14 protein-coding genes are annotated in these 13031 nt (G+C 67.1%); 3 read left to right on the forward strand and 11 right to left on the reverse strand.

Features of this window, described 5'->3' with window-relative positions:
* Nucleotides 1-61: 61 nt before the first annotated feature.
* Nucleotides 62-931 carry a LysR family transcriptional regulator gene (locus FAZ98_RS20630; protein ID WP_158953266.1) on the forward strand — a complete coding sequence of 290 codons (870 nt, stop codon included), beginning with the start codon at nucleotides 62-64 and terminating at the stop codon, nucleotides 929-931.
* A 7-nt stretch (nucleotides 932-938) separates the two neighbouring features.
* Here FAZ98_RS20630 and FAZ98_RS20635 read toward each other — a convergent pair whose 3' ends face one another.
* Entirely contained in the window at nucleotides 939-2372 is a 1434-nt protein-coding gene (locus FAZ98_RS20635; protein ID WP_158953268.1) for a carbohydrate porin, read from the reverse strand.
* A 269-nt stretch (nucleotides 2373-2641) separates the two neighbouring features.
* Here FAZ98_RS20635 and FAZ98_RS20640 point away from each other — a divergent pair, with 269 nt between their 5' ends.
* Together FAZ98_RS20640 and FAZ98_RS20645 are read left to right on the forward strand one after the other, a co-directional pair.
* The gene (locus FAZ98_RS20640; protein ID WP_158953270.1) at nucleotides 2642-3490 is read left to right on the forward strand and encodes an arylamine N-acetyltransferase family protein; all 849 of its coding nucleotides are present in this window, start codon (nucleotides 2642-2644) and stop codon (nucleotides 3488-3490) included.
* A 94-nt stretch (nucleotides 3491-3584) separates the two neighbouring features.
* A complete protein-coding gene (locus tag FAZ98_RS20645; protein ID WP_158954102.1) occupies nucleotides 3585-4262 on the forward strand; it encodes a methyltransferase family protein in 678 nt (225 codons plus the stop codon).
* Between the two features lie 14 nt (nucleotides 4263-4276).
* Here the strand turns inward: FAZ98_RS20645 and FAZ98_RS20650 are convergent, their stop codons facing one another.
* From FAZ98_RS20650 to FAZ98_RS20690, 10 genes are all read right to left on the reverse strand, one after another.
* A complete protein-coding gene (locus FAZ98_RS20650; RefSeq protein ID WP_158953272.1) occupies nucleotides 4277-5056 on the reverse strand; it encodes a hypothetical protein in 780 nt (259 codons plus the stop codon).
* Between the two features lie 93 nt (nucleotides 5057-5149).
* On the reverse strand, nucleotides 5150-5275 hold the full coding sequence (locus tag FAZ98_RS35965; protein WP_267904863.1) for a hypothetical protein: 126 nt from the start codon (nucleotides 5273-5275) through the stop codon (nucleotides 5150-5152).
* Nucleotides 5276-5291: 16 nt separating this feature from the next.
* Nucleotides 5292-6296, reverse strand: a complete 1005-nt coding sequence (gene cydB / locus FAZ98_RS20655; protein WP_158953274.1) for a cytochrome d ubiquinol oxidase subunit II — start codon at nucleotides 6294-6296, stop codon at nucleotides 5292-5294.
* 40 nt (nucleotides 6297-6336) lie between these two features.
* Nucleotides 6337-7773 (reverse strand): cytochrome ubiquinol oxidase subunit I, encoded by a 1437-nt coding sequence (locus FAZ98_RS20660; RefSeq protein WP_158953276.1) that lies wholly within the window; start codon nucleotides 7771-7773, stop codon nucleotides 6337-6339.
* Between the two features lie 403 nt (nucleotides 7774-8176).
* Complete coding sequence (locus tag FAZ98_RS20665; protein ID WP_028205614.1) at nucleotides 8177-8365, reverse strand: 4-oxalocrotonate tautomerase; 189 nt, start codon at nucleotides 8363-8365, stop codon at nucleotides 8177-8179.
* A gap of 34 nt (nucleotides 8366-8399) precedes the next feature.
* Nucleotides 8400-9176, reverse strand: a complete 777-nt coding sequence (locus FAZ98_RS20670) for a class II aldolase/adducin family protein (RefSeq protein ID WP_158953278.1) — start codon at nucleotides 9174-9176, stop codon at nucleotides 8400-8402.
* Nucleotides 9177-9207: 31 nt separating this feature from the next.
* A complete protein-coding gene (locus FAZ98_RS20675) occupies nucleotides 9208-10086 on the reverse strand; it encodes an urea transporter (protein ID WP_158953280.1) in 879 nt (292 codons plus the stop codon).
* 151 nt (nucleotides 10087-10237) lie between these two features.
* Complete coding sequence (locus FAZ98_RS20680; protein WP_158953282.1) at nucleotides 10238-11113, reverse strand: mechanosensitive ion channel family protein; 876 nt, start codon at nucleotides 11111-11113, stop codon at nucleotides 10238-10240.
* 109 nt (nucleotides 11114-11222) lie between these two features.
* Nucleotides 11223-11783 carry a GNAT family N-acetyltransferase gene (locus FAZ98_RS20685; RefSeq protein ID WP_158953284.1) on the reverse strand — a complete coding sequence of 187 codons (561 nt, stop codon included), beginning with the start codon at nucleotides 11781-11783 and terminating at the stop codon, nucleotides 11223-11225.
* 247 nt (nucleotides 11784-12030) lie between these two features.
* Entirely contained in the window at nucleotides 12031-12936 is a 906-nt protein-coding gene (locus FAZ98_RS20690) for a DMT family transporter (RefSeq protein WP_158953286.1), read from the reverse strand.
* Nucleotides 12937-13031 lie beyond the last annotated feature (95 nt).

Consider the following 13031-nt stretch of genomic DNA (forward strand, 5'->3'; position numbering starts at 1 on the left):
AGTTGCGAGCCATCGGCAAACGAATTAAATTGAACAATTCCATCAACTGCGCTTATGAATCATGAACCCCGAGTTCGATATCGATCTGCTGCGAACGTTCGCGGCCGTGGCCGACGCGGGCAGCTTCACCAGGGGCGCGGTGGCCGTGCATCGCTCGCAGGCGGCGGTGAGCATGCAGATCAAGCGGCTCGAACAGATGCTCGGCACGACGCTGTTCACGCGCGACACCCGCAATCTCGCGCTCACGCGGCCGGGCAATACGCTGCTCGAATACGCGCGGCGCGCGCTCGATCTGCAGGAAGAGGCGTGGGCGGCGATGGTGCGGCCCGAGGTGACGGGTCGCGTGGTGCTCGGCGCGCCCGACGACTACATGGCGTCATTGTTGTCGCCGGTGTTGCGGCGCTTTTCGACGCTGTATCCGCACGTGGAAATCGAAATCGTCTGCGCGCAGAGCGTGGCGCTCGGGCCCATGCTCGCCGACAACAAGATCGACATTGCCTTCGTCACGCGCGACCGCAAGCTGCGCGGCGAATTCGTGCGCGCCGAGGAAATGGTGTGGGTCGGCTCGGCCACGGACCCGGCGCCGCTCGCCATGTCGCCGTTGCCGGTGGGGCTTTACGAGCACGGCAGCGTGGCGCGCGCGCATACGGTCGCGGCGCTCGACGCGGCGCGAATTCGCTATCGCGCGGCGTATAGCAGCGCGAGTTTGATGGGGCTGATGGCCACGGTGGAGGCGGGCATCGCCGTGGTCGCGCTCACGCGCTGCAGCGTGCCGCCGCGCTTCGCGCTACTGGGCGAGGCGCATGGCCTGCCGAAGATCGAACCGCTCGATATTGTCGTGGCGCGCAGCCTGAAGTCGAATCGCCCGACCTGCGACTATCTCGCGCAGCAAATGGTGCAAGACCTCTCGCTGCCGCGCCAGCGCGCCTAGCGAGCGCCTAGAACGTGACGTTGGTGCGCACGCCGATCACGAAGGTATTGCGCAGCGGCGCGGCGGGATTCTGCGGATTCTGGCCGCCACCCGCGTTGAAGGTGTATTGCGCGTCGGCTTGCAGCAGCCACCATGGCGCGACCTGATACTGATACGTGGCTTCGAGCGTGGTCTCCTGCGTGCGAATGCCGTAAGGACCGCCAAGCATGTTCAGATGGTCGAGATCGAGGTCGTGCGCGGCGTTGCCGACCTTGATATAAGTGGCCGCGAGACCGACGCTGTCGTTGTCGCGCCCCTTGAACGGCGCCTTCATCACCACGCCCAGATTGGCCGCGAAATTCACGAGACTGCGGTCGCCGGGCGCGCCCATCACGCGCGCGAACACGCCCACGCTGCGCGCTTCTTCCGGATTCGGGCGCCACACGGTTTGATCCGCGACCGCGTAAAGGCTGTAGTTGCCGCCGTGCGTGGCGGGCACGCCGGTGGAGGCGGGACTCGCGAGCGACACGCCGTGAGTGTCGAAGCGCTGGTCATTGAAGCGGTTGCTGTTGTACCAGAAGCCGAGCTTGTAGGTGCCGGGCAAACCGTGCGCGCTGGCGTGGCCTTCCGTATCGGGCGCATTGATCGCATATTGCAGTTCGCCGATCACGAACGCGCCATTGTGCAAATTGAAGTTCGTACCGCTAACGTTTTGCGGATCGTTGCCGAGCGGATCGCCGTCGTACACGCCGAGCAGGCCCGTGAGCGACTCGGTGATCTGCCCGCGCACGCGCACGCCGAGGCTCGCGAACGGATATGCCGGTCCGCCCGAAGGCAGATCGTAGGTCGGCACCGCGGGCCAGCCGAACATCGTGTTGACGAACAGCGCGCCATACTGGCTCAGCAGGAATTCGGTGTCGGCGCTTTGCTGGCCGATCTTCACGTCGAGGCGCTTGTCGAACAACGACTGCTGATACCACAGCTCCCAGAGCCGCGTGGCGTCGGGTGCCTCGATGCCGCTCGCCGTGTTCAGCGTGCCGAGATGCGTCGTGCTGACGCTCGCGCCGTGAATCTGCAAGGCGCTCACGTTGAACAGGCCGCCGGGAATGTGCAGCGCCTTGCTCGTGTCGAGTTGCAGCGTGGCGAGCGTCAGGCCGTCGTAATCGCCGCCGCGCGCCAGTCCGCCGCGCAGGTTCGCGAGATACTCGCTCGTCTCGGTGAGCGCGAAACTTACGCCGTATTGCGCGAGCCACGGCCGCACGCCGCCCATGTCGCCAAGTAGCGTGGGGCGCGTCCAGAGGCTCGCCGGTGCGTCGTCGGCGGGCTTTTCGGCGGTGACGTCGGCGGCGGTGTCGGCGGCCGTTTCGGGCGCGGCGGCGTCGCCTTGCGCGTAAGCCGCGCCATAGGCGAACGTCGCACACGCCGCGAGCGAGGCGAGGCGGATTGAACGGTTCGTATTCATCGTATTGCGGGTCTTTTTTCTAACGGCGCCGGTGTTCGCAAGCCATTGAATATCCGTCGTTTTGCGGACGGCGCAATCGTACTGATCGCGCTCCGCCGAGTCAATCGATGCGCGACGTTTTTCCAACGCCGGGACAATGCGCCGGCACGGCGTGGATTACGATTGTCTGTCGATTATCGGCGGCCTTTTTTGCGTGCCGATGAAGTCGCCATCATTAGCTTATGATTCGGGCGCGAACCTCGATTCGCCCATATTTCGATTAAAGCGTCATGACCCAAACTCATTCCGACCACGCCCTCGACCTCGACGCGTATTTTCAGCGCATCGGCTATCACGGACCGCGCGCCGCGACGCTCGACGTGCTGCGCGAACTGCATCGCTTGCATCCGCTTGCGATTCCTTTCGAAAATCTCGACCCGCTCGCGGGCCGGCGCGTATCGGTCAAATTGCCCGATATCGTCGAGAAACTCGTGGCGCAGCGGCGCGGCGGCTATTGCTTCGAGCACAACACGCTGTTCGCGCACGCGCTCATGCAACTCGGCTTCGACGTGACGCCGCTTGCCGCGCGCGTGCTGTTCGGTCAGGCGCCCGGCGCGAGCACGCCGCGCACGCACATGCTGCTGCGTGTGGCCGTGGCGGGCGATACATGGCTCGTGGACGTGGGCTTCGGCGGCGCGACTTTGTGCGCGCCGCTCGCGCTTTCGACCGGGGCGCCGCAGCCAACGCCGCACGAACTCGCGCGCGTGCTGGCCTTGTCGGCGCAAGAGCACAAGCTCGAACTATTCGATGGCGAGAAGTGGTTCGACGTGTATCGGTTCGAAGCCACGCCCGCCGAATGGTGCGATTACGAAGTCGCGAACTGGTACACCTCGGCGTCGCCGGAATCGTTCTTCACGTTCAGCCTGATCGCCTGTGTCGTGCGCGAAAGCGGCCGCGCGATCCTGTTCAACGAGCGCTTCACGGAGCGCGATCTGCAAGGCCGGGTGACGGAAGAACGCACGCTCGCGAACGGCGCGGAACTCGCGCAATGCCTGCGCGAGCGCTTCGGCATCGACACGTCGCCGCTCGACGCTGGCGCGCTATTTGCACGCATGATGTCGCACGCCGCGAAGCCATAACGCGCATCGGGCACGAGCGAGACGTCGGGCAGGCGAGCGACGGAGCAGATGGCTACCGCCTGCGGCGCGCTGGGAGGGCACCATGAAGACTGCGTTGCGCACGAAGCTGTTCGTGGAGATCGCGATCTCGTTCGCGGTGATGGGCGCGCTGCTGTTCGGCGCGGCAGGCACGCTGGCGTGGACGAATGCGTGGCTCTGGCTGCTCGAATGGAGCGCGTGCGCCGTGTGGCTCGGCCTGTGGCTCGCGCGCGAAAATCCCGCTCTGCTCGCCGAACGCCTCAAGCCGATCGCGCAACGCGAGCAACAGGCGTGGGATCGCGTATTTCTCGCGTGCGTGGCGTTCGCGTGGTGCGCGTGGCTGTGCCTCATGGGGCTCGACGCGGTGCGTCTGCGCGGCTCGCACATGCCGGTGTGGCTGAGCGTGATTGGCGCGGCCATGGTGTTCGTCGACATCTACGCCACGCGCGGCGTGTTTGCGGCGAACGCTTATGCGGCGCCGGTGGTGAAGATCCAGCACGAGCGCGGCCACACTGTCGTCGACACCGGGCCGTACGCTTACGTGCGCCATCCCATGTACGGCTACGCGCTGCTGCTGTTGCTCGGCACGCCGCTCATGCTCGGCTCGTGGTGGGGCGTGGCCTGTGTGCCGCCGATGGTGCTCGCCCTTGCGTGGCGCGCGGTGCGCGAGGAACGCGCGCTGGCGGAAAACTTGCCCGGCTACCGCGCGTATAGCGAGCGCGTGCGCTATCGCTTCGTGCCGGGCGTCTGGTAGCGCGGTAGCGCGGCTTACGAAGCGGCGTGGGTCGTGAGCGCGTCGCCGTAACGTCGATACAGCCAGGCGAGCGCCGTGGTCGTGAGGAGCGCGAACACGATATTGCCGATGCTCTGGCCGACCGCGAGCGCGGCGATCCACGCGGGCGTTTGCACGACGCCCGGCGATGCGCCCGCGATGCCCAGGCCGATCAGCAGAATCATCTCGGCCAGCACGACGGGCAGCGCGGCCACGAACACAACGCCGAACAAATTCCAGAAGTGCCCGCGGCTGTCGCGCCACGCGGCGCCGAACGCGATCGGGCCGCCCGTCGCGATCGACGGAAACAGCAGCGAGAGCCGTACGGCCACGAAAATCCAGATCACCGAGATCAGGATGCCGAGGAACGCTGCGCCGCCTTGATATTGCGGGCGCAGGATCAACCACAGCGCGAGCGCCACGGCCGCGAGCGCGGCCACCATCATGACCCCGACGGCGAACAAACGTAGCAGCGGCTTCGCGCCCGCGGGCAGGAGCGGCTTCGTGCGTTCGCCGAGCAGTACGAAGCGCGAGACCTTGAGCGTGAACCAGAGGTAGATCAGCGCATTGACGATGGAAGCGAGATTGCCGAGCAGCACGAGGCCGCCCGAGCGTGTGACGCCTTCGTCCGGCACCGGCCGCCCCGCGAGCGCGAACCCGCCGAGCGCCGCATAGGCGAAGAAGGTGCCGAGCATGAGCAGCGGCATGCTGGCGGCGGCTTGTGCCGCGCTCGCCCACGCGCGTTTCACGCATTCCATGAAGGTCATCGGTTGCATGTCGGTTTCGCTGTAGTTGACAGACGGCCTACAGTCTAGCGTGCCGCGGCGAATCCGAATACGAGCGGGTGCGCAGGCTCGCGCGGCGCGCCGCTAGTGCACGGCGAACAGCGTGAGGTTCATGAAGACCTTGAACACGAAGCCGAGCGACACGGCCGCGCCCACGCCGCCGCACCAGAGCAGCACGAACCAGAGCCAGCCGGGCAGTTTGCGCGGCATGCGTTCGCGCCGCGCTTCAGTGGTAGTGATGGGTGTCGCCATGACGCACCTTGCCTCGAAAGACCCAGTATCCGAGCGCCGTGTACGCGAGGATGACGGGCAGAATGAACGCTGCGCCGATCAGCGTGAAGGTCTGGCTTTCGCGCGGCGCGGCCGCTTCCCAGAGCGTGAGGCTTTGCGGAATCGCATAGGGCCACAGGCTCACGAGCAGGCCGACGAAGCCGAGCAGCACGAGCGCGAGCGCGGCCACGAACGGCGACTTGTGATGGCGCGCGACCACGGCCCAGCGCATCCACGCGGCGCACGCGACCACCAGCAGCGGCACGGGCGCGAGCCGCCAGAACAGGCCCGAGTGGAACCAGCGGTCGGCGATGGCGGGGTCCTGCATCGGCGTCCAGATGCTCACGAGCGCGATGAAGCCGAGCAGCATGACCGTGAGCGGCCACACGAGCCGGTGCAGGCGGCGTTGCAGATCGCCTTCCGTTTTCGCCACGAGCCAGCAGCTGCCGAGCAGCGCATAGGTGGCCACGAGGCCGAAGCCCGAAAGCAGGCTGAACGGCGTGAGCCAGCCGAAGGCGTCGCCGGCGAAGCGGCCGTCGTCGACGGGAATGCCTTGCAGGAACGCGCCCAGCGCGATGCCCTGGAAGAACGCCGCGCCCGTCGAGCCGCCGATGAAGGCGAGATCCCACAGATGCTTCGTGCGGTTGGCCTTGGCGCGAATCTCGAACGAAACGCCGCGGAAGATCAGGCACGCGAGCATGAACACGAGCGGCAGATAGAGCGCCGAGAGCACGGTGGAATAGACCACCGGGAACACGGCGAACAGGGCCGCGCCGCCGAGCACGAGCCATGTTTCGTTGCCGTCCCAGACCGGCGCGACCGTGTTCATCATGAGGTCGCGTTCGGACTCGTCGGGGAAGAACGGAAACACGATGCCGATGCCGAGATCGAAGCCGTCGAGCACCACGTAGAGAAGAACGCCGAGCGCGATGATCGCGGCCCAGATAACGGTGACGTCCATGCTTGTCTTGCCTCTTTGCGGAAGATGTTGGCGTGCGGGATCAGGCGTCGATCAGCTGATCGGCGGCGGACATCGGGCGGCGCGCGGTCTGGTTCGCCTCGAGCGCGGCGTGCGGCGTATGAGCCGGTTCGGGCGGCGTCGCGGCGGGCGTGCTCGTGGGCAGCGGCGGACCCTCGCGCAGCAGCTTGAGCAGGTAGTAGATGCCGGTGCCGAACACGAGGAAGTACACGACCACGAACGCCATCAGCGAAATGCCCACTTGCTGCGCGGTGAGCGGCGACACCGCTTGCGAGGTGCGCATCACGCCGTAGACGACCCACGGCTGGCGGCCCGCTTCGGTGGTGATCCAGCCCGCGAGCAACGTGACGAAACCGGTCGGACCCATGGCGAGCGCGAAGCGCTGGAACCGGCGCGATTCGTAGAGCGTGCCGCGCCTGCGCAACACCCAGCCGGCCACGCCGAGCACGATCATCAGGATGCCTAAGCCCACCATCACGCGGAAGCTCCAGAACAGCAGCGGCGAATACGGGCGTTCGTCGGCGGGGAACGATTTGAGGCCGCGAATTTCGCCGTCCCAGCTATGCGTGAGGATCAGGCTGCCGAGATGCGGCACCTTGAGCGCGTAGCGCGTGGTTTCCGCCTTCATGTCGGGCAGGCCGAACAGATTGAGCGCGGTGCCGCCTTGCTCGGTGTCCCAGATGCCTTCGATCGCGGCGATCTTCGCGGGCTGATATTCGCGCGTGTTCAGGCCGTGCGCGTCGCCCACGAAAGCCTGCACGGGGGCAAGCACGAGCAGCAGGCCGAGCGCCATCGAAAACATCTTCTTGATGGCCGGATCGCGGCGGCCCTTGAGCAGGTGCCATGCGCCCGTCGCGGCCACCACGAGCGCGGCGACGATGAAAGCGGCGATCGCCATGTGCGCGAGCCGGTACGGAAACGACGGGTTGAAGATGATCTTGAACCAGTCGGTGGGCACGACGTGGCCGTTCTCGATCGCGAAGCCTTGCGGCGTTTGCATCCAGCTATTCGAAGCGAGAATCCAGAACGTGGAGATGAGCGTGCCGATGGCCACCATCAGCGTCGCGCCGAAATGGGCGCGCGGGCTCACGCGATTCCAGCCGAACAGCATGATGCCGAGAAAGCCCGCTTCGAGGAAGAACGCCGTCATGACTTCGTACATTAGCAGCGGCCCGGTGATCGGTCCCGCGAACGACGAGAAGCCGGCCCAGTTGGTGCCGAACTCGTAGCTCATCACGACGCCCGAGACCACGCCCATGCCGAACGCCACGGCGAACACCTTCGACCAGAACAGGCACAGTTCCTTGTAGAACGGCTGGCGCGTTTTGAGCCAGCACGCTTCGAGCACGGCGATGAAACTCGCGAGGCCGATGCTCAGCGCGGGAAAGACGATATGGAACGAAACCGTGAAGGCGAATTGCAGCCGGGCGAGATCGAAAGCGGAGAGTGACGTGTGCATGTGCGTGCCTATGCTTAGCCTGATGCGTGCGCGCCGATGTGCGGTGCGAATGGCGTAAGCGTAGGGGAATGGCCGCGCTTTTGCTGCGGTGCGATGTGCGCCAGCTTGTCGCATCGGTCAATGGAAAGCCGATATTGGGATGCGCTAACGCATTGATAAAAATCAAGTAAGTCGCGAAGCGGACGTTGAGGCGCGCGCGGTGTGTGACAGCGAAGTGCGGCAATCGACCGCGCGCGCGGCGCGCACTGCGTCAAACTGCCCAGGGGTGTAACGGGCAAGCGAAAAGAGCGGGGAGAAACGGAGAAACGCGACGCGTGTCACGCGAACGACATCGCTCGCATGACACGGAGCCTGGCGGCGGAATTCGTGCAAATTGTCGACGAAGGCGTGCCGATAAAGGCGCTCAGCGCGGATCGCTCCAGAGCTTGCCCGCCGTTGCCCAGTTCTCGGGCTTCACGTCGTGAAAAATGATGTCGACGGATTGCGGCTCGACGCCGAGCACCTTGCAGGTGGTCTCGGTGAGCGCGGCGGCGAGTTGGCGCTTCTGTTCGACACTGCGGCCTTCGAACATTTCGATGTGGAAAGTCGGCATGATTAGCGATCCTGATGAGAGAGTGAGGTGAAGGTTATTCGCGGTACGACGCGTCGATGCGATCGAGCTTGCGCAACAGCGCGGGCCATTCGAGTTCGCCTTCGATCGCGCCGCCGTCGCGCAGTTGTTCGGCCGTGCGCGCGGCGATGTCGGCCGGCGGTCGAACGAGCGGCGTGCCGCCTGCTTGCGCCTGCAACTGGATCTCGCAGGCTTTGACGAGCGTTGCCATGAGCACGTAGGCCTCGGCGACGGTGCGGCCCGTGGTGAGCGTGCCGTGGTTGCGCAACAGCATCGCGAAACGCGCGCCGAGATTCGCCGTGAGCCGCGCGCCTTCGGCGGGCGTGAAGGCGAGCCCTTCGTAGTCGTGATACGCGAGGTCGCCGTGAAAACGCAGCGCGTGCTGCGAAGCGGGCAACAGGCCGTCGCGCTGCATCGACACGGCAATGCCGGCGGTATTGTGCAGATGCATCACGCAGACGGCGTCGGCGCGCGCGAGATGCACGGCGGCGTGCAACGCGAAACCCGTGGCGTTCACCGCATGCTCGCTCGCGCCAACGATACGGCCTTCCGTGTCGATCTTCACGAGATTCGAGGCGCGCACTTCGTCGAAGGCGAGACCGAACGGATTGATGAGAAAGCGTCCCGGCTCGCCGGGCACCGCCGCCGAGACATGCGTGTAGATCAGATCGTCCCAGCCGTTGAGCGCAATGAGCCGGTACGCCGCGGCCAGATCGACACGCATCTGCGTTTCGGCGGCGGAGCGCGGCGCGGTTTCGGCGTGCGTACTAATCGGGCGATGAGCGAAAGACATGGCGGTTCCTTCGGTGATGGCCGCTTGCGTTTCAGTGCGCGGCCGATGCGTGGCCGCGCCAGCGTCGCGCGGCCAGATGCGCGCTCCAGCTCGCCAGCACGAACGGCGCGGTCAGCGCGGGCAAGCCGTAGTGCGCCGCGAGGCGATGCAGCGCCGCGGCCAGCATCGTCGCACAGAACGCGGCACGCGCGCCCAGCGTGTGGGTGGCGAGCGCGGCCAGCGCGCCGTTGAAACCGGCGAGGCCCGCGTCGAGATCGGCGTACGGGGCGCCGCACGCGAATTCGAGCGCGGTGGCGAACGTGGCGCCGCATAACGCGAAACTCGCGGCGCGCCGCGACGACAACGCGAGGCCCGCGAGCACGCAGGCACCCGGCGCGGCGCCCGTTGCGAACACGGTTTGCGCGAGTCCGCCCAGCACGCTGGCGATGGGATTCAACGCGGCATGCTTATGGACGAAATCCGCAACGAAAGCCGCGTCGGCAGCGACGTTGGCGCGCATCGGCAGCCACAGCCACGTGACGATCAGGCAAGGCGTGGAATACAGCGCGAGTCGCGCGCGGGCGAGCGGGCGTTCGAGCAGCGGCGCGATCCACGCGCTCGCGCCGCCCGCGATCAGCGCCACGGCCGCCGCCGTCGACGCATCGCCCATCACGCTTTGCGCCGCGAGTCCCGCGAGCGCGCCGTTGAAGCCGGCGCGGCCTTCGCGGATCGCGGCGCCGGCGTGGCCGTTCACCTGCGCGCAGACGTTGGCCGCCGTCGCGCCCAGCAGCGCCGCGCACGCGAGCCGCCAGTCGGTCAGCGCGAGTGCCGCGAGGACGCAGGCGCCCGTGCCCGCGTGTGCCTGCAAGACGATCTGGCCGAGGCTGCGCAACAGCGTGCGAAGCGCCGAGGCGTTGGCATCGCGGGACATATCGGCATCGACGGAAAAACGGGCGGAGAGCATCGGCGGCGCGAACAAAAAGCCGAGCATAGGCGATGCGGCGCGCCAGCGGCATGCGCGCGCGTTGATATCGGCTATTTGCGCGCGGTTTTACCCGCGCGGCCGCCGTGCGCAAACGAGGTTATGGCGACGAGCGTTGCGTGTCGCCGGAGGTGTCTTTGGGATCGGCGGGCGTCTGCACGATATGCAGTTCGCGCGTGCGCAGCGGCAGCGAGCATTGCGCGTCGTTGAGCGCCTGGCGCACCTTGCGCGAGAGATCCCAGCGCATCTCCCAGTACGTGTCGATGTTGGCCCACACGCGCACGTTGAGCACGACGGTGCTGTCGTCGAAACGCGCGACCATCACTTGCGGCGCGGGCGCTTCGAGCACGCGCGGGTCGGCGGCGGCGAGCGCGCGCAACGCGTCGAGCGCGCGATTGACGTCGTCGCGCACCGACACTTCCACCTCGAGATCGAGCCGCCGCGTGGGATTGCGGCTGTAATTGCGGATCGAGTTGCTCCACAGCCCGCTGTTCGGCACGTATTCGCAAATGCCGTCGGGTTTCGTGAGGCGCGTGGTGAACAGGTTCACTTCCTCCACGGTGCCCGCGACGTTGCCGCCGCCGCCGTCGATGTAATCGCCCACCTTGAACGGCCGGAGCAGCAGCAACATGATGCCCGCCGCGATGTTTTGCAACGTGCCTTGCAGCGCGAGGCCGATGGCGAGACCGGCCGCGCCGAGCACCGCGACGATGCTCGCGGTCTGGATGCCGATCTGCGAGAGCGCGCCGACGATGGCGATGAGCCGCACGCCCCACAACGCCGTGTCGCGCGCGATGGGCCGCAGGGTCGGGTCGATGCTGGCCTGGCGCGCGAGCCAGTTCGCGACGCGCCGCGCGAACCACCAGCCGAGCCAGAGGATCGCCACGGCGGCGCACAGGCGCAGCGCGAACACGGTGAGCGCGTCCCACAGGAAACTCCAGTTGGACGGGTGGACGTGCGCGAGAAGGGATTGCATGAGCGAAAAGTCCTTGTCGGCGCGGGTGCGCCGGTGAGCCAGGGACGTATTGTACGAGCGGCGTTTCGCGCGCGGCGCCGGGATTGGCGGCGCTCGCCGCGTGGGCGTGTCAGCGCGCGGGCGCGGCGTTCGGCGGGGTATCGGCGCCCGCGCCTAGCGTGCGTTGCAGCAGCACCGTGTCGCGCCATTCGCCGTGCTTGAAGCCGATGCCGCGCAGCGTGCCGACGAGCGTGAAGCCCAGCTGCTCGTGCAGCGCGAGCGAGCCGCCTTGCGGGTTGGCGACCACGGCGATCATCTGCCGCCACGGGCCCGCTTCGCAACGCGCGATCAGCGCGGCGAGCAGCGTGCGGCCGAGACCGCGTCCGCGAAATGCCTCGTCGATATAAATCGAATCTTCGATCGAATAGCGATACGCCGGGCGCGGCCGGTACGGCGTCGCGTAGCTATAGCCCGCGACCTGGCCTTCGAGTTCGGCCACGATCCACGGCAAGCCTTGCTCGCGCACGGCGGCGTGGCGGCGCAGGAGTTCGTCGGGGCCCGGCGGGGCTTCCTCGAACGACGCCGTGCCGTGCAGCACGTGATGCGCGTAGATCGCGGCGATGGCGGGAAAGTCGGCGGCGGTGGCGTCGCGCACCAGAGCGGGCGCGTGGGAGAGGGAAGCGGGCGTCATGACGGGCGGGGCGCGAGGCGAGGCGAATCCTTCACTATGCCTTGCGGCGGCGCGGTTTTGAAGCGCGTTAAAAAAATTCGCCGACGATGGGCGCCGCCTGCCGCTGCCGCATGCCGCTTGCCGCTATCCGCTGCATGCGTCATGTTGCGTACTGCGTGCGCGTCGCCAGACGTTGCGACAACGCGCGCCGAAGCCACCTTCAACCGGCGTCGAGGTCAAGGCGAAACGCCGCACGCACACCGAACCATCACGCCCGCGCCCGCGCTGCCGCCGCCGAGGCGCGTCCGAAGCGCCGCGCCCCCGCCACGCAGGCGATCACCACGGCCGTCACCGCGATCATCGCGGGCGGCACCGCTTCGTGCAGCAGCAGCGCCGCGAGCACGAAGCCGAAGAACGGTTGCAGCAACTGCAACTGACCGACGCCCGCGATGCCGCCGAGCGCGAGCCCGCGATACCAGAACACGAAGCCGATCAGCATGCTGAACAGCGAGACGTACGCGAGCCCCCACCACGAGGCGGCGCCTACGGTCGCGAGCGACGCGGGCCACAGCCATGCCGCGAGCGGCGCCATCACCGGCAGCGAGATCACCAGCGCCCAGCAGATCACCTGCCAGCCGCCGAGCCGCCGCGACAGCCGCGCGCCTTCCGCGTAACCGAGCCCGCAGACCACGATCGAGCCGAGCATCAGCGCGTCGCCGAGCGGCGAGGCGTCGAGCCCGTGACGCAGCGCGAAGGCCACGACCGCCGCGCTGCCGAGCGCCGAGAACACCCAGAACGCGGGTTGCGGCCGCTCGCCCGCGCGCAGCACGCCGAACAGCGCGGTGGAGAGCGGCAACAAGCCGACGAAGACGATCGCGTGCGCCGAACTCACGTGCTGCAACGCGAGCGCGGTGAGCAGCGGAAAGCCCACCACCACGCCCAGCGCGACGATCACGAGCGGCCAGATTTCGTTGCGCGCGGGCCGCGCGGCGCGCAAGACCAGCAACAGCAACGCGCTGATCGCGCCGGCGATGGTCGCGCGCGCGCCGGTCAGAAACACCGGGTCGAGGCCGATTACGGCGAGCCGCGTGGCGGGCAGCGAGCCGCTGAAGATGAGTACGCCGGCGAGGCCGCAAAGCCAGCCGTCGGTGGTGGAGTCGAGCGTTTTGCGCATGGGCGGAAATCGTGAGAAAACCAAAAATCGATGCGCCGATGATGCGCTTCCCGCGCGCGAACGGTAAGCTACAGATCAGTACAATTTCGACAAAC

Origin of the sequence: Paraburkholderia acidisoli, assembly GCF_009789675.1 — a bacterium.
In the GTDB taxonomy this organism is placed as follows: domain Bacteria; phylum Pseudomonadota; class Gammaproteobacteria; order Burkholderiales; family Burkholderiaceae; genus Paraburkholderia; species Paraburkholderia acidisoli.